21 protein-coding genes are annotated in these 20960 nt (G+C 62.8%); 7 read left to right on the forward strand and 14 right to left on the reverse strand.

What is annotated here, in order from left to right; translation table 11 throughout:
• Positions 1-10: 10 nt before the first annotated feature.
• Positions 11-451 (reverse strand): cell wall hydrolase, encoded by a 441-nt coding sequence (locus tag DN611_RS12650; RefSeq protein WP_021750831.1) that lies wholly within the window; start codon positions 449-451, stop codon positions 11-13.
• A 394-nt stretch (positions 452-845) separates the two neighbouring features.
• On the opposite strand from DN611_RS12650, the gene DN611_RS16745 reads away from it, so the two are divergent.
• Genes DN611_RS16745 through DN611_RS12660 form a run of 3 tightly spaced genes read left to right on the forward strand, consistent with a single transcriptional unit; the run spans position 846 to position 2109 of the window.
• Positions 846-986: a hypothetical protein gene (locus tag DN611_RS16745; protein WP_155979402.1), complete on the forward strand. Its 141-nt coding sequence runs from the start codon at positions 846-848 to the stop codon at positions 984-986.
• Positions 987-1014: 28 nt separating this feature from the next.
• Positions 1015-1683: a nitroreductase family protein gene (locus tag DN611_RS12655; protein ID WP_119311556.1), complete on the forward strand. Its 669-nt coding sequence runs from the start codon at positions 1015-1017 to the stop codon at positions 1681-1683.
• A gap of 57 nt (positions 1684-1740) precedes the next feature.
• Positions 1741-2109 carry a DUF4180 domain-containing protein gene (locus DN611_RS12660; protein ID WP_025545301.1) on the forward strand — a complete coding sequence of 123 codons (369 nt, stop codon included), beginning with the start codon at positions 1741-1743 and terminating at the stop codon, positions 2107-2109.
• An 84-nt stretch (positions 2110-2193) separates the two neighbouring features.
• Here the strand turns inward: DN611_RS12660 and DN611_RS12665 are convergent, their stop codons facing one another.
• From DN611_RS12665 to DN611_RS12675, 3 genes are all read right to left on the reverse strand, one after another.
• Positions 2194-3333 (reverse strand): glycosyltransferase, encoded by a 1140-nt coding sequence (locus tag DN611_RS12665; protein WP_021750835.1) that lies wholly within the window; start codon positions 3331-3333, stop codon positions 2194-2196.
• 165 nt (positions 3334-3498) lie between these two features.
• On the reverse strand, positions 3499-3756 hold the full coding sequence (locus DN611_RS12670) for a TIGR03905 family TSCPD domain-containing protein (RefSeq protein ID WP_021750836.1): 258 nt from the start codon (positions 3754-3756) through the stop codon (positions 3499-3501).
• A 176-nt stretch (positions 3757-3932) separates the two neighbouring features.
• Positions 3933-4112, reverse strand: coding sequence for a hypothetical protein (locus DN611_RS12675; protein WP_021750837.1), 180 nt, complete (start codon positions 4110-4112; stop codon positions 3933-3935).
• Between the two features lie 249 nt (positions 4113-4361).
• Here DN611_RS12675 and DN611_RS12680 point away from each other — a divergent pair, with 249 nt between their 5' ends.
• Both DN611_RS12680 and DN611_RS12685 read left to right on the forward strand, forming a co-directional pair.
• Positions 4362-4688 (forward strand): PadR family transcriptional regulator, encoded by a 327-nt coding sequence (locus tag DN611_RS12680; protein ID WP_021750839.1) that lies wholly within the window; start codon positions 4362-4364, stop codon positions 4686-4688.
• Entirely contained in the window at positions 4685-6091 is a 1407-nt protein-coding gene (locus DN611_RS12685; RefSeq protein WP_119311557.1) for a DUF2812 domain-containing protein, read from the forward strand. Before DN611_RS12680 ends, DN611_RS12685 begins: the two co-directional genes overlap by 4 nt.
• A 50-nt stretch (positions 6092-6141) precedes the next feature.
• On the opposite strand, the gene spo0A is transcribed toward DN611_RS12685, so the two are convergent.
• Positions 6142-6903, reverse strand: coding sequence for a sporulation transcription factor Spo0A (gene spo0A / locus DN611_RS12690; RefSeq protein WP_021750842.1), 762 nt, complete (start codon positions 6901-6903; stop codon positions 6142-6144).
• Positions 6904-7221: 318 nt separating this feature from the next.
• Here spo0A and DN611_RS12695 point away from each other — a divergent pair, with 318 nt between their 5' ends.
• Together DN611_RS12695 and DN611_RS12700 are read left to right on the forward strand one after the other, a co-directional pair.
• Positions 7222-7809 carry an NUDIX hydrolase gene (locus tag DN611_RS12695; protein WP_197714231.1) on the forward strand — a complete coding sequence of 196 codons (588 nt, stop codon included), beginning with the start codon at positions 7222-7224 and terminating at the stop codon, positions 7807-7809.
• A gap of 91 nt (positions 7810-7900) precedes the next feature.
• Entirely contained in the window at positions 7901-8329 is a 429-nt protein-coding gene (locus tag DN611_RS12700) for a helix-turn-helix domain-containing protein (RefSeq protein WP_021750844.1), read from the forward strand.
• Positions 8330-8405: 76 nt separating this feature from the next.
• On the opposite strand, the gene spoIVB is transcribed toward DN611_RS12700, so the two are convergent.
• The 9 genes from spoIVB to DN611_RS12745 form a co-directional block, all read right to left on the reverse strand.
• A complete protein-coding gene (gene spoIVB, locus DN611_RS12705; RefSeq protein WP_119311558.1) occupies positions 8406-9473 on the reverse strand; it encodes a SpoIVB peptidase in 1068 nt (355 codons plus the stop codon).
• Between the two features lie 191 nt (positions 9474-9664).
• The gene (gene ftsZ, locus DN611_RS12710; RefSeq protein WP_119311559.1) at positions 9665-10786 is read right to left on the reverse strand and encodes a cell division protein FtsZ; all 1122 of its coding nucleotides are present in this window, start codon (positions 10784-10786) and stop codon (positions 9665-9667) included.
• Positions 10787-11001: 215 nt separating this feature from the next.
• Positions 11002-11763, reverse strand: a complete 762-nt coding sequence (locus tag DN611_RS12715) for a cell division protein FtsQ/DivIB (protein ID WP_021750849.1) — start codon at positions 11761-11763, stop codon at positions 11002-11004.
• Between the two features lie 10 nt (positions 11764-11773).
• Positions 11774-13045 carry a UDP-N-acetylglucosamine 1-carboxyvinyltransferase gene (gene murA / locus DN611_RS12720; RefSeq protein ID WP_021750850.1) on the reverse strand — a complete coding sequence of 424 codons (1272 nt, stop codon included), beginning with the start codon at positions 13043-13045 and terminating at the stop codon, positions 11774-11776.
• Between the two features lie 64 nt (positions 13046-13109).
• A complete protein-coding gene (gene murG, locus DN611_RS12725; protein WP_119311560.1) occupies positions 13110-14246 on the reverse strand; it encodes an undecaprenyldiphospho-muramoylpentapeptide beta-N-acetylglucosaminyltransferase in 1137 nt (378 codons plus the stop codon).
• Positions 14247-14377: 131 nt separating this feature from the next.
• Complete coding sequence (gene ftsW / locus DN611_RS12730) at positions 14378-15619, reverse strand: putative lipid II flippase FtsW (RefSeq protein ID WP_174233003.1); 1242 nt, start codon at positions 15617-15619, stop codon at positions 14378-14380.
• A gap of 65 nt (positions 15620-15684) precedes the next feature.
• Positions 15685-16671 (reverse strand): phospho-N-acetylmuramoyl-pentapeptide-transferase, encoded by a 987-nt coding sequence (gene mraY / locus DN611_RS12735; protein WP_036631121.1) that lies wholly within the window; start codon positions 16669-16671, stop codon positions 15685-15687.
• 229 nt (positions 16672-16900) lie between these two features.
• Positions 16901-18349 (reverse strand): UDP-N-acetylmuramoyl-L-alanyl-D-glutamate--2,6-diaminopimelate ligase, encoded by a 1449-nt coding sequence (locus DN611_RS12740; RefSeq protein WP_119311561.1) that lies wholly within the window; start codon positions 18347-18349, stop codon positions 16901-16903.
• A gap of 115 nt (positions 18350-18464) precedes the next feature.
• Positions 18465-20930, reverse strand: coding sequence for a penicillin-binding transpeptidase domain-containing protein (locus DN611_RS12745; RefSeq protein WP_119311562.1), 2466 nt, complete (start codon positions 20928-20930; stop codon positions 18465-18467).
• Positions 20931-20960: the final 30 nt, after the last annotated feature.

Below are 20960 nucleotides of genomic sequence, written 5' to 3' on the forward strand. Positions count from 1 at the left end.
CCAACACCTCTCAAGTCTGATAATACGCGTCTGTGGGATTATAGAAGCAGTGGTCGCCGATCCGGGTCTGCCAGTATCCCACCTTCGAGGGAAAGAAGGACCGGCAGGTGGGGCCGAAGGGGTTGTAAAACCACAGGGAATCCGCCACATCCGGCAGGCGGTTGCCCGCGATGGCCCAGTCGGCGATGTCATAGTGGATCTGTTCGGGTCTCATGTTGTAGATATTCTGGGGGTTGTAGGCGCCGCCCTCCGTCTCGCTGGCGCAGACGAACTGATAGGGCTGAAAGATGATATTGCGGATGCTGCCCTGCCCGACCCGGGCATACTCCCCGCCCTTGGCGTGGACCCGGTTCATTACAACACCGGCCACCGCCTTCATGCCGTCTTCACCCTCTCCGCCCGCCTCGCACTGGATCAGGCGCGCCAGCAGCTCCCGGTCGGAATAAGCCATTGGTCGATCACTCCTCTGTCGGGGCCTGCCATACGTACCAAACGCCGGTCCGGCAGACCGCCTGGCCCGGACGTTTCACCCTCAGGATATGCACAGGGACTGCAGAAGGTGTCAGCGGCAGCCTCCCGGTCCCGTGAAGGGGGGAGTCTCCCAGCGAAAAAGTCGGTCTCGATTTTTTCCGGATGGACCGGCCCAGCCGGAATGTGGTATACTGGATTCTCAGCGAACGAGTCAGGCGGCCGCGGCATGGAAAATACGCCTCAAGATCCCGCACATCTGCGGAGGGAGTTCCAGCCGTGCCGGAACCGATTCACCGCCTTTGGCGGCTAGACGCGGCAGGACCTGCTGCGCGCCCTGTTGTCTCCCCCGCCTGCAGGTTCTGCGGGAGACAGGTGTGATAAAAGCCCGAAAAGAGGCGACTCACGTCTTCTACTATCTGGCCCTGCAGGACAGTGGGATCGAAAACGTAGCGCGCCTGTTCGCGGACATTCTGCAGATCCTGAGAAACGCTCCGGACAAGAGCGGCGAGGATTGACTGCGGCTATCACAGGAGGAATACAGTTATGGATTTGTTCGAGGCCATGGAGCACCGGCATGCGGTCCGCTCCTACGAGGACCGGCCCATCGCGCCGGAGGCGAGAGAAGCACTACTGGCGTGCATCGCCCAGTGCAACCGGGAGAGCGGGCTTCACATCCAGCTTGTTCTGGATGAGCCCAGGGGATTCGGAGGGCTTCCGGCCCACTACGGGAAGTTCTCCGGCGTAAAAAACTACATCGCGCTGATCGGAAAGAAGTCCCCGAACCTGGAGGAAGCCTGCGGGTACTACGGGGAGAAGATCGTACTGCGGGCCCAGCAGCTGGGTCTCAACACCTGCTGGGTCGCCATGACGTACAGCAAGGTCAAGACCGCCTTTCAGATCGCCCCGGGCGAGAAGCTCTGCCTGGTGATCGCGGTGGGCTACGGCACCACCCAGGGCGCCGGGCACCCAGTCAAGCAGCCGGAAGAGGTGTCCAAGGCGGATTCCCCTGTGCCGGACTGGTTCCAGCGGGGCGTGCGGGCGGCGCTGCTGGCGCCCACAGCCATGAACCAGCAGAAATTTACCTTCACGCTTCAGGGCGGCAGCGTGGCCGCGAAAGCCGGAGCCGGCTTTTACACCAAGGTGGACCTGGGCATTGCCAAATACCATTTTGAAATCGGGGCGGGGACCGCGCAGTTCCGCTGGGCTCCCTGACCGGGAGCCGGTCTTCCGGCAGCCTCCGGGCCTCCCGCCCCTGTCAGGAGGATTTTGATGAATATCGAAACCATACAAGCCCCGCGGGGCGCCATCGCAGTGCTCTCCGGCGGGAAGGTGCAGATCACGGACGCGGGTGCGGCCCTGGACCTGGCCATGTCCGTCCGGTATGAGACCGGCGCGTCCAGGCTGGCCATCGACAAGCGCCTGGTGTGCAGCGACTTTTTCATTCTCAGCACCGGCGTGGCGGGAGACATCCTGCAGAAGCTGATGAACTACCGGTTCAAGGCCGCCATTTACGGCGACTACTCCCACTACGCCAGCAAGCCGCTGCGGGACTTTATCCGCGAGTCCAATCATGGCAAAGACTTCTTTTTCGTGTCCACCATGAAGGAGGCCGTCCAGCGGCTGACAGACGCGGAGTGAGCAGCCCCGCGGCGGCGCAAAAGGGACGGCAGCGATTTCGCTGCCGTCCCTTTGGTTCTTCTGCGTGTTCGGTTTTCCGGGCGCTTAGGCTTTCGCCCCCCGCTGCTCCGCAATGGCCTGACGGAACATCTCCTCCGTCTGGCGGATGGACTCCTCCAGAGAGTACTGTCTGGCGTGTTCGGCATAGCGGCGCTCCATTGCCTGCCGCTCCTCCGGGTGCTCGATCCACCAGTCGATCCGCTGGGCCAGCGCGTCTGTGTCCCCGGCCGGGAACAGGCTCCGCTCATCCAGGGCGAACTGGGGCGTGGCGGACCGGGGGGAATCGGCGATCACCGGCACCAAGCCGCAGGCAAATGCCTCCATACAGCTCATAGCCTCGATCTCCGCGTCGGAGGTGTGGACGTACAGATCCGCCATGTGGAGGATCTCCAGCAGGCGGGCAGGCTCATAGAACTCCATGACGATGGGATTGGGGAGCTTCTCCGCCAGACGGCGGTATTTTTTCTCCAGCGGACCCTTTCCCGCCAGGATCACCTGGATCTCCCGGGCGTGGCGGGACTTGGCGCAGGCGTCGATCAGCTCATCCTGACGCTTTTCCCCGGCGTAGCGGCCCACCATCAGCACATTGAAGAGGCCCTGCATCCAGGGTTCCTTTTCCCGCTTGCCGTAGATGTACTCCGGGCTGATGCCGTTGGAGATCACGTGGAGCCGGGCGGTGTAGCCGTGTTGGCGGAGCTGGTTCGCAATCATATTGCTGGGGCAGTGGATGTGGGTGAACCGGTTGAAGAACGTATCCCGGAAGCGGTTGTATACAAAGTCGTTGACGCGCCTGCTGTTGCCCATGTGCAGGGTGAAGGTGATGTTCTCCGGCTGGCAGTGGAAGGCCGCCGTGTGAGGGATGCCCAGCTTTTCCACATGCTTCAGGCCCATGATGCCCAGGGGCGACGGCATCATGAAATGCACCACGTCCGCCCAGGCCGCCGCCTTTTCAAACACATGGCGGTTGGGGATGGCCAGCCGCATCCCCTGGCTGGTGATGAGATGCTCCACCACTGGAAAGAACCTCATCTGCCGCACGGCGTACTTGTAGTCCGCGGGCTTGCCGGTGGCGATGACCCGCACCTCGTTGCCGTGGTTCTTCAGCGCCTGGGCAAAACGCCGTGCGCTGATGGTGGTGCCGTTGTTCGCGTCGTCAAACTGGTCGATGACCAAAACGATCTTCATAAACGTCTGAACCGTCTTTCTTTGGTTTGGCGGCGCTTCCGCCGCTAACGGTTTAGTTTACCATGTTTTTCATCGCTTGTCCAGGGAATTTCGTCGCCTGCGGGATCTCTGAACGGACTCTGAACAACAGGCCCCGCGGCAGATGCCGCAGGGCCTGTCTCAGGCTTATTTCTGTTTGGCCAGGGCGGACTCCAGCCCGCAGGCGAACTGGTCTGGGCAGGAGGTGCTCTTGGCACCGCAGCGGATGCCCTTCAAACGGTGGATCGCCTCCTGGGCAGGCATCCCCACCACCAGGGCGGAAATCCCCTGGAGGTTGCCGCTGCAGCCGCCCAGGACCTCCATCTTCTGGATGATGCCGGCGTCATCCACCTCCACGCGCATCTCCTGGGAGCAGACGCCCCGGGGACGGAACGTATACGTCATGGTCGAAATCTCCTCTTTTCATGATATTGCCCGTTTAGGATATCACATCCCGCCGGGAATGGCAAGAGGCGGCACAATTTGAAGAAGGGGGGGAAATTCTCCGTCATTTCAGCGGAACATGCGGCGGTTCCTTTCCGTTCCCCAACTGTCAGGGTCCATTCCTGCCGTTTCGGATTTCAGGCAAAGCGCGATGCAAGCACAGCCATGATAGATACCAGCAGCAGGCCGCTGCACAAAGCCAGTATTACCAACATTGCTTTTCTGAGCTTTCTATTTGCCTTGACGGCTCTGTCTATCCGGTCCGAAAAGATCAGAAGGAAAAAAGCAGGAATCAGAAACCACCAGTATATCTGCATGTAATTTGCCTCCTCCCCAATCCGCCGAATGGGTCTTGCCCGTCCGGGAAACCTGCATTTTTTATTTTATCAGATCATCTGATCCGGATCAAGGCCGCCTGGCGAAGGCGGAAGCGTTTGCGTCATCATCAGTTATCTCGAAAAGAGACTGCAGGCGGGTTAAAGAATCCCGGCTTGACAATATCGATATTCGATGATATAGTGGTCTCAAAGCAATAACGATATTCGATAATAGGAGGCGGCAGCGCCATGGCCCGGGGAAAATTTCAGACCCTGACCGAGCAGATGTTCTACATTCTCCTGTGCCTGCGGCAGGAGCGGTGCGGCGCCGACGTGATGGCCTGGGTCGCAGAGGCCACGGGCAGCCGGGTGGCGGTGGGCCCGGGGACGCTGTACAACCTGCTGGAGCAGTTTTTGCAGGCTGGGTACATCCGGGAGACGAAGGTGGAGGGCCGGAAGCGGAGCTATGTGCTCACCCCCACTGGGCGGGAAGCCCTGGAGGCAGAGGCCCGGCGGCTGCGGCAGCTGACGGCGGATTATGAACGGCTGATGGAATCGGAAGGAGGCGCCCCATGAAGCACACAAAGCGGGAGTGGATGCCCCTGTACAGCTTTTTGGACCGGAAGCGGGTCACAGACCATCTGGCAGACATGGCCGCCAGGGGCTGGATGCTGGACCGGCTGGGGACCTGGTCCTGGCACTACCGGCGGACAGAGCCGAAGCAGCTCCGGTTCGCCGTCACCTTTTTCGCCGGGGCCGGGCGGTTCTCTCCCGCTCCGGCGGCGGGGCTGGACACCTTTCAGGACTACTGCGCCCAAGCCGGGTGGCACCGGGCGGCCAGCTCCGACCAGGTACAAGTGTTTTACAGCGAGGATCCGGCGGCCGTTCCCATCGACACCGACCCGGCGGCGGAGCTGGAGAACATCCGACGGAGCATTGGAAAGCCCATGATACGCAATTACCTGGCGCTGCTGCTCCTCTGTCTGCTGGAAGTGGCGTTTCAATGCTACCAGATTTGGACGGATCCCGTGGACACCCTGGCCAGTCCCACTGCCCTACTGGCGGCCACAGCCTACCTGCCCCTGCTGGTGCTGACGCTGGCAAGCCTGCTGCTCTACCGCCGCTGGCAGTGGCGGGCCGAGGCCGCCGTCGAGGCGGGGCTGCCCCTGCCGGACCTGCGGAGTGCCCGGGGACTTGGCATTCTGGTGTTGATGTGGTCCGGACTCCTGATTGCAGGCTTGTTTGCCTCCATAAGCCGGTCCACCGGGATGGTCATACTGACCATCGGGATGGTATTGTTTTTCGCACTGGTCTATTTTCTGGCCAACGCCGCCCGGAAGGCTCTCCAACGGCTGCGGTGCCCGCCCTGGGCCAACCTCCTGGTAATCGTAGGAATCTGCATCGCCATGTTTGCGGGCGGGACAACAGGTCTGTTCGCCCTCATGATACGCAATGCCGGTTCCGGCTGGTTGGAGGACCATCCGCCGGTGGAGACCTACACCGCCCACGGCATGACTTGGTCCGTCTACGCCGATCCCATCCCCCTGCGGGTGGAGGACCTGATCGATATCGACTATGACGGCTGGTCCACGGAGGCGGATGTGGAGTGGTCCCCCTTGGCCGCCCACGGGGAGTACCGGCAGGACGCCCGGCTGGGGGACGGAGACCTGCCGGAGCTGCGCTATGAGATCGTCACGGTGAAGCTTCCTTTCCTCTATGGCCTGTGCAAGCGTGATTTCATCCAGTGGGTGGAGCGGGACAACGATCAGCTGCCCATGGAGTATTGGGAGGAGTACCTCACCGTGACTGCCGCCCCCTGGGGTGCGGAGGAGGTTTTCCAGCGGTACTCCGGTGCAGAGCCGGTGAACCAATTCCTGCTGTGCTGGCCGGACCGGATGGCAGAGGTCAAGCTGCCCTGGGACTGGCGCTTGACGGCAGACCAGATGGCTGTCATCGGAGAAAAGCTCCTGTACGCCTGACAACAGCCGGGAGAGGATACCCTCTCCCGGCTGGTTTTCTGTCTGTTTTCTTACGCTCTCCGGTCCTTCCGCTGCTCCAGCACCAGGCGGTCGGCGATCATGGCGATGAACTCGCTGTTGGTGGGCTTGCCCTTGGCATTGGAGACGGTGTAGCCGAAATACTTCTGCAGCGTCTCCAGATCGCCCCGGTCCCAGGCCACCTCGATGGCGTGGCGGATGGCCCGCTCCACGCGGGAGGGCGTGGTGGAAAACCGCTTGGCCACCTCCGGATACAGCACCTTGGTGACGGCGTTGATCACATCCATGTCGTCCACGGCGATCATGATGGCCTCCCGCAGGTACTGATAGCCCTTGATGTGGGCGGGCACACCGATCTCATGGATAACAGAGGTCACCAGATTCTTCAGCTCCGCCGGGTGTTCCTCCACCGGGGCACCCCGGCTGAACAGCGCCCGCATCCGATCCAGCAGGGCGTTCTCCTCCACGGGCTTTGTCAAAAAGTAGCTGGCTCCCAGATCCACAGCCTCCGACACCACGCTGTCGCTGCAGAAGGCGGAGATTAGGATAACCTTGGGGACCTTCCCCTCCTGCTCCCGCAGCTGCTTGAGTACGCCGAAGCCGTCCAGCCCCGGCAGGACCACATCCATCAGAATCAGGTCCGGCGCTTCCTCACGCGCCAGGCGCAGGGCCTCCGTCCCGTCTCCCACAGACCCCACCACCGAAAACTCCTCTGTCTCGTCTATGATCTTCCGCACAAGGGTGCGGAATTCCTCATTGGCATCTGCCAGCAATACAGTTCTTCTGATGTCCATGTCTTCCCCTGTCCTCTTTCCACAATTTTCGTTTACCAGGCACAAATGCTTCAGAGCAGGCCCCCTCTCCCTGCCGGAAAAAAGTGGGCGCTCCTGTTTACGACGGATTCATGAAGCTTCAAATCGCGTTTTCTATAAAGTAGCATAAACGGACACGATTTGCAACAAGAAACTGTAAATAACTTCCAAGAATCATTCGACACTTTCTGCGCCGCGCCTCCTAACTCATTGTGCCGCAAGGGGTGCAGAGTCTCCCGGCAGCAGTGGCTTCCCTTTTGGACGGGGCCGTGGTACAATGGAGCCATCTCAAGAGAAAGGATGAGACATGTGACGCTGCTGGAGGAATTAGAAGCGTATCGCCCCTGGAATGACCAGGAGGAACGGGACCGGGCGGAACTGCTGCGGCGGCTGCGGAGCGGCGAGGCGCTTTACACCCGGGACAACGCTGCCGGGCACCTGACGGCCTCCGCCTGGGTGGTGAGCCCGGACCTGACACAGGTGCTGATGGCGTACCACAACCTCTACGACTCCTGGTCCTGGCTGGGCGGCCACGCGGACGGGGACCGGGATCTGCTGGCGGTATCCATGCGGGAAGTCCGGGAGGAGAGCGGACTCACGGCGGTGCGTCCGGTATCGCCCCACATTTACTCTCTGGAAATCCTCACTGTGGACGGCCACGAGAAGCGGGGCGCCTACGTCTCCTCCCACCTGCATCTGAATGTGACCTACCTGCTGGAGGCAGACCCGGCGGCCCCCGTGCGCCGGAAGCCGGATGAGAACAGCGCTGTGGCCTGGTTCGGTCTGGAGGAGGCGGTGGCCGCCTCGTCGGAGCCCTGGTTCCGGGAGCGCATTTACAGGAAGCTCAACGCCAAGCTGGCGCTGTTCTCCGGGGAACAGGGGATGTAACACCTCTGCAGCTCAGGGGCCATGTGCGTCTGCGTTGCTTGCCGCAACGGCGGTTCCCCTGGTAGAATGATCCCGGAAAGGAGGCAACGCAATGCTTGCAGAGAATTTGAAGGCCCTGCGGAAGGCCAAGGGCCTCTCCCAGGAGGAGCTGGCCGCCCGACTCCATGTGGTGCGGCAGACCGTCTCCAAATGGGAAAAAGGCCGGTCCGTGCCGGACGCGGACCTGCTGATCCGGCTGGCGGAGGAGCTGGACACCACCTCCGCGGCTCTGCTGGGGCCGGAGGTCCCGCCAGAGGCGGAGCGCGGCGGAACAGCGGAGCAGCTGGCCCGCATCGCCGAGCAGCTGGCGGTGAAAAACCGCCGGGCCCGGCGGATCTGGAGGATCGTGGCCGGGGTGCTGATCGCCTTTGTGATGGTCAATTTATTGTTGATTCTATTGAACTTTGCGGCGTTCCGCAGTTTCCAGGCGGAGGCCGAATCCACTGTCCAAGCGCAGGAACTCCCGCGCGGAGAGTCGTAAATCTGTATTGTAAAAAATTCCGGGGCGGCGGGAAGCAAAATGCTTCCCGCCGCCGCTGTCTGCCTGGGAGACCATGTCAGGCCACGGGTTCTTCTGAGAAATCTCCCGCTGCCAGCATAGTTTCCACCAAAATTCCATACCCTTTGCTTGGATCGTTCAGCAGGACGTGCGTCACCGCACCGGCGAATTTTCCGTCTTGCAGGATCGGGCTGCCGGACATACCTTGGACGATGCCGCCTGTGGCGGCCAGAAGCTCCGGGTCCGTCACAGAGATCACCAGGTCCCGGCCGTCTGCTGCATTCTCTACAACCTGTAAAATTTCCACATCATATTCCTGAACGGCATCACCCTCCACATTAGAGAGGATGGTGGCAGGACCGGCGTGGACTTCCCCGGCGGCCGCAACCGGCATGGGATCGCCCAGCCGCTCGGTGAATTCGCCGGGGTCCAGCGTGCCGAAGACGCCGCTGGTGGTGTTGGCGTACAGATCACCCAAATCTGTGGCCAGGTCGAAATCCCCCCGCAGCTCACCGGCCTCTCCGATGGCACCCTTCTTCACCGCTTTCACGGTGGAGGGCAGAATGGATCCGGAGGCAAAGGGCATCAGGAGCGCCGTGTCGGCGTCCGTGATCCCGTGACCCAGAGCGCCGAAGGCGCCGCTTTCCGGGTCGTAATACGTCATGGTGCCGATGCCGGCCATGCTGTCCCGAATCCAGGCCCCAATGCAGTAGGCGCCCTTCTCGTTCTGTTCCGGGGAAACAGAGAGCGTCACGCTCCCGCCTTCCCGGCGGACCTGCAGGTCGGTGGCCGTCTCCCCATTCTCCTGGAGCAGGGATTGGAACTGCTCTGAGGAGGTTACGGAGACGCCGCCGCATTTGACGATGATGTCGCCGGTCTGCAGGCCGCAGTCATCCGCGGGCGTGCCGCTCTCCGGCGCCTTCACCACCATCACCCCGCGGGCAAAGAGCTTGATGCCCACCGTGTGGCCCACGGGGACCAGCATCCGGGCGGAGGTGTCCTGGTCCGCGCCGCCGGCCGTCACACCGGCAGCGCGCGCCGGCATGGCCGCGCACAACAGCAATGCCAAGACCAGCGCCGCTCCGCCCCGCAGCACGTGTCTCGCTTTTTGAAATGGTCCATACATGAAATCACCCCTTTCCGAAACGCGGCCGGCAAATCCGCTGATCTGCCGGCGAGATTATCATCTGCCGCAGGCGGAAAAACACGCCTTGCAAAATGCGGAAGCAGCCCCATGGCAGGCTTTGACTGTGCCGCCGCGGCGGCAAAAAAACAGGACCCGCAGGCAAATACCCGCAGGTCCTGGAAAAAAATCGTTCAATCCCGCTTATTGAAAATTTTGAAAATATCCTCGAAGGGGTCATCCTCCGGCTCCTCCGGCTTGGGCACGTCCTCTTCCTTCAGAGGCATGGGCTCTGCCGCAGCGCTCTGCTGGCCGGCGGCCCCCGCCTGGATGGGCGGCACCTTGGGCAGCTGCTCCGGCACCTTGTCAAAGCCGGTGGCGATGACGGTGACACGGATCTCGTCATCCAGCGTCTCGTCGAAGGTGGCGCCGAAGATGGTGAGCGCATCGGGATGAACCGCCGCCTGGACCAGGCTGGCGGCCTGTTCCACCTCCTCCAGACCGATGTCCATGGAGCCGGTGACATTGATGAGCACGCCCTTGGCCCCCTCGATGGACGTCTCCAGCAGGGGGCTGGAAACGGCCATCTTGGCGGCCTCCTCGGCCTTGCCCTTGCCGGCGGCCCGACCCACGCCCATGTGGGCCATGCCGGCGTTCTTCATGATGGCGGTGACGTCCGCGAAGTCCAGGTTGATGAAGCCGGTATCCCGGATCAGGTCAGAGATGGACTGCACTGCCTGGCGCAGCACGTCGTCCGCGATCTCGAAGGCGTTTGCAAAGGTGATCTTCTGGTCCGTGGCGTGCTTCAGCCGCTCATTGGGGATGATGACCAGAGAGTCCACCTTGTCCTTCAGCTCCGCGATGCCGGCCTCCGCCTGCTGCATCCGCCGGCGGCCCTCAAATCCGAAGGGCTTGGTGACCACCGCCACGGTGAGGATATCCATTTCCTTGGCGATCTCCGCCACGATGGGGGCGCCGCCGGTGCCGGTGCCGCCGCCCATGCCCGCGGTGATGAACACCATGTCCGTGTCCTCCAGCGCCTTGGCGATCTGGTTGCGGCTCTCCTCCGCGCTCTTGCGGCCCACCTCGGGGTCGGATCCGGCGCCCTGACCGTGGGTCAGCTTTTCGCCGATCTGGATCTTATAGGTGGCGCTGGATACGTTCAGCGCCTGCTTGTCGGTATTGACCGCCACAAAGTCCACGCCCTTGGTGCCGCTGCGGACCATGCGGTTGACCACATTGTTGCCGCCGCCGCCCACGCCGATGACCTTGATATTGACAACGGTATCGGGACCGGTCTCCAATCCAAATGCCATATAGTGGTGCCTCCTACTATCGTTTGTGTAAAAAGGGAGGATCGTCCCTTTGGATTCACAATATCCTGTATCTCATAACATTTAGTTTATTGTATGACACTTTCGCCCTCTGGTCAAGAGTCCATCGGGCTTTTCCCTCAGATTTTTGTCCGGAAAAAGGAGGGGCGGCGGTCCGTCCCCCCTGTCTCGGCAATCTTCTGCCAAATCCGCCACTCTCAGTCCAGCGTGAGGATCGGCGGATTCAGGTCCAGGCGGATGCTGCCCGTCTGGTTACTCTCCAGCTTGCTGATTCCCGCCTCCAGGATCTGCAGCATCCGGTCATAGTCCGCGTTGTACTCCATCTCCACAGAAAAGCGGCCGGCGTAGTCCATAGTCAGCCGGGACAGATCGTCCAGGTGGATGGCATCCACCCGGTCCGTCAGGCCCGCGGCGTCCAGCGCCGCCAGCAGCGCCAGCAGACTGGTCTGCTGATTGGCGAACTCCGTGGACAGGGCGATGTCCGTGCCCACCGAGGGGGCCAGCAGCTCACAGCCGTCGATCACCGCATAGTCCCCAGCCTGAGACGCCGGCAGCTGCTCCACGATCTTGCCCTTGGGACTCAGCAGCCAGGCGCTGCCGTCCTGGATCACCGCCAGGGGTGTACCGCACTCCGCCACATCGATCAGCAGAGTGTCCGGCAGCTCCCGCCGGATGCGGATGTCCTCAATGTCGATGTAGGGCAGCTGCTCCGCGATGCTGCGGGCGGCCTCGTACTTGTTCAGCAGAAAGAGGTTGTCGCCCAGCTGGATACCGCTGGCCTCGATCACGTCCTTTTCGGTGTACCGCTCAGTCCCCGTGACCTCGATGGTGTCCACCCGGAAGAACAGCGTCAGGGCCATCACCACGGCCGCGCAGATCACCAGCACGGACAGCAGCTTATAGAGGAAGCCGAAGTTTCCCCTCCTGCGCCGCCGGTTGGAATGTCTGCGTCTGGCCATGTCGTCTCTCCTACCCGTTTTCTGTCTCTTCCACGCGCACCGCGTCCGCCCCCAGAGCCCGCAGGTCCCGGGCCAGGTCTTCGTAGCCCCGGTCGATGTGGCAGATCTGGGAGACACGGGTCTCCCCCTCCGCCGCCAGAGCCGCCACGCACAGGGCCGCCCCGCCCCGCAGATCCGTACACCGCACTGGCGCGCTGTGAAGCCGCTCCACACCCGTGACCACCGCCACCCGGCCGGATACCCGGATGCTGGCCCCCATGCGGATCAGTTCGTCCACATGGCGATAGCGGTTTTCAAAGATGTTCTCCTCAAATACCGTGGCGCCCCGGCTGCGCAGCAGTGCCGCCATCAGCACCGCCTGCGCGTCCGTTGGAAAGCCGGGGTAGGGCGCCGTCTGCACCGGCCCCACGGCCCGCAGCCGCTCCCGGCACAGAGCCCGGATGCCTCCGCTGTCTGCCGTGACCGTGCAGCCCGCCTCCCGCAGGGCGGCGGTGACTGTGGACAGGTGCCCCTCCTCCGCGCCCCGGAGATAGATGTCCCCGCCGGCAGAGGCCGCCGCGCAGAGGTAAGTAGCCGCCGCGATCCGATCCGGCATGACCCGGTACGTACAGCCGTGGAGGTCCTGCCCGCCCTCTATGGACACGGCGGAGCTCCCCGCCCCGGACACCCGAGCCCCGCAGGCGTTCAGGAAGTTCTGCAGGTCCACCACCTCCGGCTCCCGGGCGGCGTTGGAGATCACCGTGACGCCCTCCGCCCCGCAGGCGGCCAGCATCAGATTCTCCGTGGCCCCCACGGATGGCATCCGCAGCACCACTTCCCGGCCCCGCAGCCGGTCCGCCCGGCAGTGGAGGAAGCCGCCCTCCTCCCGGATCTCCGCCCCCAGGTCCCGCAGGCCCGCAAGGTGGAGGTCGATAGGCCGGGGGCCCAGCTCGCACCCGCCGGGGTAGCTCAGGTCCGCCTGCCCGCACCGGGCCAGGATCGCCCCCAGGAAAATGGCGGAGGAGCGCATCTCCCGCATGAGTACATCCGAAATCTCACAGCGGCGCAGGGCGGTGGTGTCCACCGCCAGGGCATCCGCCTCCCAATGGGCGTCGCAGCCCAGATGCCGCAGGATGCGGATGGAGGCGTCCACATCCCGCAGCCGGGGGCAGCCCAGCAGCGCCACCTGCCCCCTTGCCAACAGCGTGGCCGCCAGAATGGGCAGGACGCTGTTCTTGGCCCCCTGGATCGTGACCTCTCCCTCCAGGCGGCGGCCGCCTCGCACCGACAAAAGCTGGCTCATATCCGTTCCCCTCCGAATCCAGAATGGTTCAACAGTCCATCCTATGGCCGGCGGGGTTTCGTGGTTACTGGCAGATTTCCAGCACGGTTTGATAAATTCGCTCTGTGGCGTCCCGGATTCCCAGGGCGGACATGGCCCGCTCCATGGAGGCCCGGCGCGCTCCGTCATGAAGGATGCCGCAGGCCGCCTGGAACAGCGCCTGACCGGAGCAGTCCTTCTCCAGCAGCACCGCGGCACCGCCGGCGTTTTCCAGGACCCTCGCGTTTTTTTCCTGGTGGTTGTTGGTGACATAGGGGGACGGCACGATCAGCGCCGGGACCCCCAGTGCCGTCAGCTCGCTGATGGTGGAGGCCCCCGCCCGGCAGAGCACCAGATCCGCCGCCCGCATGACGGCGGCCATATCATAGATGTACTCCCGCACCTGCAGCGCCGGGTGGTCCGCCAGGTCCACTCCCTTCTCCCGCAGCAGCTTCAGCAGCACTGGATAGCCATCCTTTCCGGCGCCGTGGATGTGGTGGAAAGGTTCCTTGGCCGCCTCCAGCGCCAGGAAGTCCGCCATCTGCCGGTTCATGCCCGAGGCCCCCAGGGACCCCCAGAAGGACACAAGCAGGGGCCGGCCGTCTTCCACGCCCAGGCGGCGCTTGGCCTCTGCCTTCGTCAGATGGAAGAAGTCCCGCCGCACCGGCGTACCGGTGACGATCACCTTCTCCGGGTGGCGGTAGTGCTCCCGGCAGGCCTCAAACCCCACCATGATCCGGTCCGCGAAGGGCTCCAGCATCTCCGTGGTGAGGCCGGGCACCATGTTGGACTCGTGAACGGCCGTGGGGATCCCCGCCTTGGCAGCGGCCTTCACCATAGGGAAGCTGGCGTATCCCCCCGTTCCGATGACCACGTCCGGCCGGAACTGCCGCAGAATGGCCCGGGCCTCTCCGGGCGCCCGAAGGAGGTTCCCCACAGAGACCAGGTTGTGCCGGATCTCCCGAGGCTTGAAGGACCGGTGGAAGCTGGAGATGTGGACGGTGCGGAAGTCGTATCCCGCCTTGGGGATCAGGTCCTTCTCCAGTCCCCGCTCCGCTCCCACGAACAAAAATTCTGTCTCCGGGTCCTTTTCGCGCATCAGCTGGGCCAGCGCGATAGCCGGGTTCACGTGCCCAGCCGTGCCGCCGCAGGTGAAGATCACCTTCTTCAATGATGCTTCCACTTTGCTGCACTCCAATCGAAAGATATGAGATAAAAGTGAAGGGAGAAGAGATTCGGTGTCCGGCACAGCCGGACATTTTGAGATTCCGCCTTTATCTCTTATCTTTTATCTCTTAACTCCTCTGGGTCGTACTACCCCGCCTTTGTAGGCTTCATCTGCCGGGATACCGACAGGACGATGCCCATCTCCGCCAGCTGGATGGACAGCGCCGTGCCGCCATAGCTGAAAAACGGCAGGGAGATGCCGGTGGTGGGCAGCAGGCCCGTCACCACGCCGATGTTCAAAAAGGTCTGAAGGCCCACCAGGGTCATGACGCCCACCACCATCAGGCTGCCGAACCGGTCCCGGGCATGAAGGGCGATCCAGAAGCCCCGGAGAATCAGCGCCGCGAACAGCAGCATGATAACGGTGGCGCCAATCAGGCCCAGCTCCTCGCAGACGATGGCGAAGATGAAATCGTTGTGCTCCTCCGGCAGATAGAGAAACTTCTGGCGGCTCTTCCCCAGGCCCACGCCCCACAGCCCGCCGGAGCCGATGGTGATGAGGCTCTGGCGCAGCTGGTAACCGGCTCCCTGGGGATCCAGCCAGGGGTTGTGCCACATCTCGATGCGGGAGGCGTTGTAGCCGATCACGCCCAGCACCAGATACAGCAGCAGTCCGGCTGCACCCATAGCCAGCCCCACCCATCTCCAGTGGATGCCGCCCACCAGCATCATCACCGCGCCGGCGCCCATGATGAGGATGGCGCCGGAGAGGTGGGGCTCGATGCCCACCAGGGCTGCCAAGACAATCAGCAGCACCGCATAGGGGGCGATGCCGTAGCGGAACGTCTGCATACGGTCCTTTTTCTTGGAGATGCTGTCGGCAAAATAGATCACCACCGCCAGCTTTGCGATCTCCGAGGGCTGGAACTGCAGCGAAGTACCTGGAATGCCCAGCCAGCGGGTGGCGTTGTTCCGGGTAATGGCCAAGGGGTTGCCCGGAACAATCACCAGGATCAGCAGAATGACGGCCAGATACAGCAGCGGCTTTGCAAGACCGCGGAACCGCTGATAGTTGATCTTGCCAATGAAGAGCATGGCCGCCACGCCCATGATGGCGAACACGCCCTGGCGGATAAAGTAGGACATGGGGTTCTGGCCGTCCGTCTCGTAATAGGCGGAGGGGAAGCTGGCGGACAGCAGCATCACCAGGCCCACGCCGGTCAACAGCATCACCAGGATGAAGAAGGGCAGGTCAATGGGCCCCTTGGCCAATTCCCGGCTCTCCTGCTCCAGCTCCCGCCGGCGCTGCTGGCGCTCCTGCCGGGCCAGGGCCTCTTCCCGACTCATGGGTCGCCGGCGGGCCGCCGGGGCTTTTTTCTGCCGTACCATACTGCTTCCCTCCTCTCGGGGTCTGTGGATCTTGCCGCGCTCCGCAGCGGGCCGGCGCAGAGTGCTCAGAATCGTCCCTGGACGCCCAGATAGGCCAGGACGCAGCCCGCCAGCGTCACCAGGGAGAATACCGCCACCAGCTTTGCCTCACTCCAGCCGGAGAGCTCCAGGTGGTGGTGCAGGGGGGCCATCTTGAAGAACCGCTTGCCGTGGGTCAGCTTGAAGTAACCCACCTGGATAATATCGGACAGCGTCTCCAGAATGTAGATGATGCCTACGGGGATCAACACCAGGGGCATATCGAACACAAAGGCCAGGGCTGCCACTGCGCCGCCCAGAAACAGGCTGCCGGTGTCCCCCATGAACACCTTGGCAGGGTGGTGGTTATAGACGAAGAAGGCTGCCAGCCCTCCCGCCATAGCCGCCGGGAACAGAGCCTGGATGCCGTAGGTGCTCCAGAGGACGCCGGCTACGGTGAAGAACGCCATCACCACAAAGGTGACGCTGGCAGCCAGCCCGTCGATGCCGTCGGTCAGGTTCACAGCGTTGACGCAGCCCACGATGACGAAGGCCGCGAAGATCAGATACACGATCCAGTTGATGGTAAAGCTCATGTTCAGGAAGGGGATATACAGGTCGTTTGTCAGCAGGCCCTCGTACCGCATCAGCACCAGGAACACCACCGCCGCCGCCAGCTGAAGGATGAACTTCTGCCGGGCCGTCAGTCCCTCGTTCTGGTGCTGGCGGACCTTGCGGTAGTCGTCCACAAAGCCGATCAGGCCGAAGATCAGGGCGAAGAGATACACGTAGAGGTGCCAGAACACCCCCTCCAGCATGAAGCTCCAACCCAGGATGAACACGGTGACGCCCGCACCCAGGATGAACATGATGCCGCCCATGGTGGGCGTGCCGGCCTTGGACTTGTGCCACGTGGGTCCGTCCTCCCGGATCTCCTGGCCGGCCTTCAGCTTGCGCAGCTCCGGGATGAGAAATCTGCCGATGAGCAGCGTCAGCACAAAGCTGACGGCCGCCGCGATCAAAGAAAGTGTCATATATCCGTCTCCCTCTCCTTCGCCGGGCACAGCCCCGGCCCTTTGGTACGTTCCTGATTCCAGCGGTTCTCCGGCGGCCGATCCTCCGCCGGATGTCCCGCCGTATCCCATTGTCCATGCGGCGCCGCCCACGGCTGACAGCCGCATTTCACGCGGACCGCCCGAAGTGAATTCGGCCGATTTCAAGGGTTTGCCTGCGGCAAACCGCTTGACGCCGGACGCCCGGCGGTCACTTCCCCGTCAAGTGCTCCGCCACGATCTCCCGTTCGTCCATGTGGTGCTTCTCGTGGTTCACTTCCTGGTAGGTCTCGTGGCCCTTGCCGCACAGGGCGATCACATCGCCGGGCTGCGCGTGGTCCATCGCCCAGTGGATGGCCTCCACCCGGTCGCAGATCACCTGGTAGGGGGTGCCGCTGCCCTCCAGGCCCGGCAGGATGTCGGCGATGATGGCCTCCGGGTCCTCGGTCCGGGGGTTGTCGGAGGTCACCACCACAAAGTCCGCCAGCTCCGCCGCCACGCTGCCCATAATAGGCCGCTTGGTCCGGTCCCGGTCGCCGCCGCAGCCGAACAGGGCCACGGTGCGTCCCTTGGCAAAGCCCTTCACGGTGCGAAGAATATTCTCCAGACTATCCGGCGTGTGGGAGTAGTCGATCAGGACCGTGTAGTCCTTTCCCGGCGTGGGGACCACTTCCACCCGCCCCTTCACATGGGGAACTGCAGCCAGCACCCGGGCGCTCTTTTCCAGAGGAACGCCCAGAGCCAGAGCCGCACCCAGCACATCCAGCGTATTATATACCATAAACCCGCCGGGAATGCCAACTTTGATGGGCGTGCGGCTATCCTTTGTCACCGCATCGAAGGCGATGTGGTCCGCCGCAAGGGTGATATGCTCCGCCCGCAGGTCTGCCGCGGCGTGCTCTGCATAGAAGTACTGCCGACATGCGGCGTTTTGCAGCAGCCGCTCTGTCCAGGGATCGTCGGCGTTGCAGACGCCCACGTCGCAGTTCTGGAACAGGATGGCCTTGGCGTCGCAGTAGGCTTCCATGGTCTTGTGGAAATCCAGGTGGTCCTGGGTCAGGTTGGTGAAAATGCCCACCGCGTAGTGGATACCGTACACCCGATCCAGCGCCAGAGCGTGGGAGGATGCCTCCATCACCACATGGGTGCAGCCGGCGGAGCGCATCCGGGCAAACAGCTCTTGGAGCTCCAGGGACTCCGGTGTGGTACGCTCAGTGGGCACCACCTCGTCGCCGATCAGATCCTGGTTGGTGCCGATCAGGCCCACCTTGGCCCCCAGCTCCTGTTCCAGGATGGCCTTGAGCAGATAGGTGGTGGTGGTCTTGCCGTTGGTGCCGGTGACGGCCACCATGGTCATGCTGTCTGCCGGATGGCCGTAATAGTTGGCGGCCATCACCGCCAGGGCCCGGCGGGAGTTCTCCACCAGGACATAGGGCACGGAGCTGTCCTCCGGCGGTCGCTCACACACCACCGCGGCGGCTCCCGCCGCCACGGCCTTTCCGATATAGGCGTGGCCGTCGGTGGCAAAGCCGGTCATGGCCACGAAGACGTCCCCGGGTGCCGTGGTCCGGGAGTCATAGCTGATACGGGTGATCTCCGTCTCCATGTCCGCGGTGGCGGACCGCAGGGAGAGCCCTGCCAGCAGCGTTTTCAAATGCATTGTATGCACACCCCTTTTGTTCAGTCTGGCAGCAGTTTGCCGTCCCTCATTATAAACAAGGGGATTTGCAAAGTATACGGAGGAAGGTGCCAAAAACCATGCAGAACCTGCTTTCTCAATCCAGGACAGAGTTGTCGCCGAACTGGACGGTCACCACCGTGCCCGCCGCCACCTCCGTGCCCGCAGGGAGAGACTGGGTAATGGCGTAGACATTGCCGGAGCTGGCTGTGGTGGTACCGGTGACCTTCATGATAAGTCCGGCGTTGGTGATGGCCTTGTTGGCCTCTGAGGCGCTCTTCCCCACCACATTGGGCACGGTGCAGGGGGTGTCCGGCTTCTCCTGCCCCAGGTAGAGGATGATGGAGGCATTTCCCGGCACGATGGCGCCGCCGGCGGGGGTCTGGTCGGTGACCGTGTCCCCGTCCCCCACAGTGCGGAAGGTGAAGCCCAGGTCAGCCAGCCGATCTTCAGCGGCCTCCCTGGTCTGTCCCACCACATTGGGAACCGTGGTGTCAGCGCCCACCAGCTCCTCGGCGGTGTAATCCGGCTCAACGCCCAGCAGAGGCAGGATCTCGCTCATGATCTGGCTGGCCACCGGGGCCACCATGGTGCCGCCGAACACGGCAGTGCCGGTCGTGCGGCTGGGGGTGTCCATGGTCAGCAGCATGATGTACTGTGGGTCGTCCGCCGGGGCGAAGCACATAAAGGACACCACCACGTCCTTGGTGCCGGTTTTATCCGCAGTGCCGGTCTTGCCGCCGATGCGGTAGCCCGTCACCTGTCCGTTGCGGCCGCCGCCGTCGGACACCACCCACTCCAGGCACTCCCGCACCTTGGCGGAGGTCTCCTCACTGATGACCTGCCGCACCGCTGTGGTCTCGTGCTGACTGAGGATGTTGCCCTCGTCGTCCAGCACCTGTTCTACCAGATAGGGGGTATACAGATAGCCGCCGTTGATGGTGGCTGCCTGGGCCCGGATCAGCTCCAGGGGCGTGACGTTGAAGGTCTGTCCGAAGGAGTAGGCCGCCAGGGAAACCACGTTGGAGTTGAAGCTGTCCTCATTGGCAAAGATGCCTTCCGCCTCCGCAGGCAGGTCGATACCGGTGGTCTCCATGAGGCCGAAGGACTTCAGATAGCGGTAGTATGCCTCCGTGCCGATCTTCAGGCCCATGGTGACGAAGGCCGGGTTGCAGGAGTTGCCGGTAGCCACCTTCAGGGTCTGGGTGCCGTGGCCGGCCCGCTTGGAACAGTTGATGGCTTTTCCCCAGCCCTCCACGTGGATGGAGCCGGTGCAGGTGAAGGTGGTGTTCATGTTCACCACGCCCTCCTCCAGGGCCGTGGCCAGCGTGATGGGCTTGAAGGTGGAGCCGGGCTCGTAGGTGTCCTGATAGCACTTGTTCCGCCACTGCTTGAACTGGATGGTGGCCCGGGCATTCGCCAGCGCCTGATTGTACGCCTCCTCCGTCTCGTAGGTGCTGCGGTTCTGCTGGATCTCCGCCAGAGCGGCATCCAATTCCGCCTGAAGTCCCTCAGTATAGATGGTGGAAAAGTCTCCCGGATCATAGTTGGGATAGGAGGCCATGGCCACAATGCCGCCGGTGTTCACGTCCATGACGATGCCGGTGCCGCCGTTGGCCGCGTCGTACTTATCCAGCATACTCTCCAGGCCCTTTTCCAGGGCGTACTGGACGTTGGTGTCCAGAGTCAGCACCAAGCTGCTGCCATTCTCCGCATCAAACATCTGCTCGCCGCCGCTGAACAACAACGGCGTGCCGTTTACGTTGGTAGGCGTGATGGTCAGTCCAGTGCTGCCGCTGAGCACGTCATCATAGGACGCCTCCAGCCCGTAGGCGCCCATATTGTTGGCATTGACGAACCCTATCACATTGCCTGCCAGAGAGCCGAAGGGATACAGCCGCTTGGTGTCCGGCGTCAGGGAGATGCCTTGGAGCCGGGTGGGCCGCCCGCCGGTAGAGATGAGAACGGTGTTGCCGTCCTCGTCCACCGTGGTAAGCTGGTTCCCCTCATCGTCGATCTCTCCGTTGATGAACCGGCGGACCTCGTCGGCCACGTCCTGGTCTACCTTCTTTTTGACCTCCCAGTATCGGTTGGCGGTGTTCTCCAGGTGCTCCAGGATGGTCTCCTCCTCCACATCCAGAATGCGGCTGAGGCCCCGGGCGATATACGCCTGGTCCAGCACCTCCGGCGCCGTGTAAGGCGCTCCCTTCTCGGCAGCCTCCTCGGCCGCATCCTGGATCTTCTGCTCCTGGGACTCTACAAAGTCCTGGACGCCACCGGGATCCAGTAAGACTGTCTCCGTGGAGTAGGAGATGGCCATGATCTCGCCGTTTTTGTCGTAGATCGTCCCCCGGGAGGCGCTGATGACCATGCTGTCGGTCTGCTGGCTCACCGCCTCGGCCTTCAGTTCGTCGTGCCGGTTGATCTGCAGATCGTACAGCTTCCAAAACAGCACTGTGAAGGAGGCCACACCCAACAGCAGCATGATGAGCATCGTCCTGCCCCGGATTACCTGGTTCGCCCGGCGGGCGGCGTCGCTCTTTCTTCTGGGTCTGTCCGTCATGCCTGTTCTCCTTTCGGAACGCCGGGGCCG

Source organism: Oscillibacter sp. PEA192 (assembly GCF_003574015.1).
Lineage (GTDB): Bacteria > Bacillota > Clostridia > Oscillospirales > Oscillospiraceae > Oscillibacter > Oscillibacter welbionis.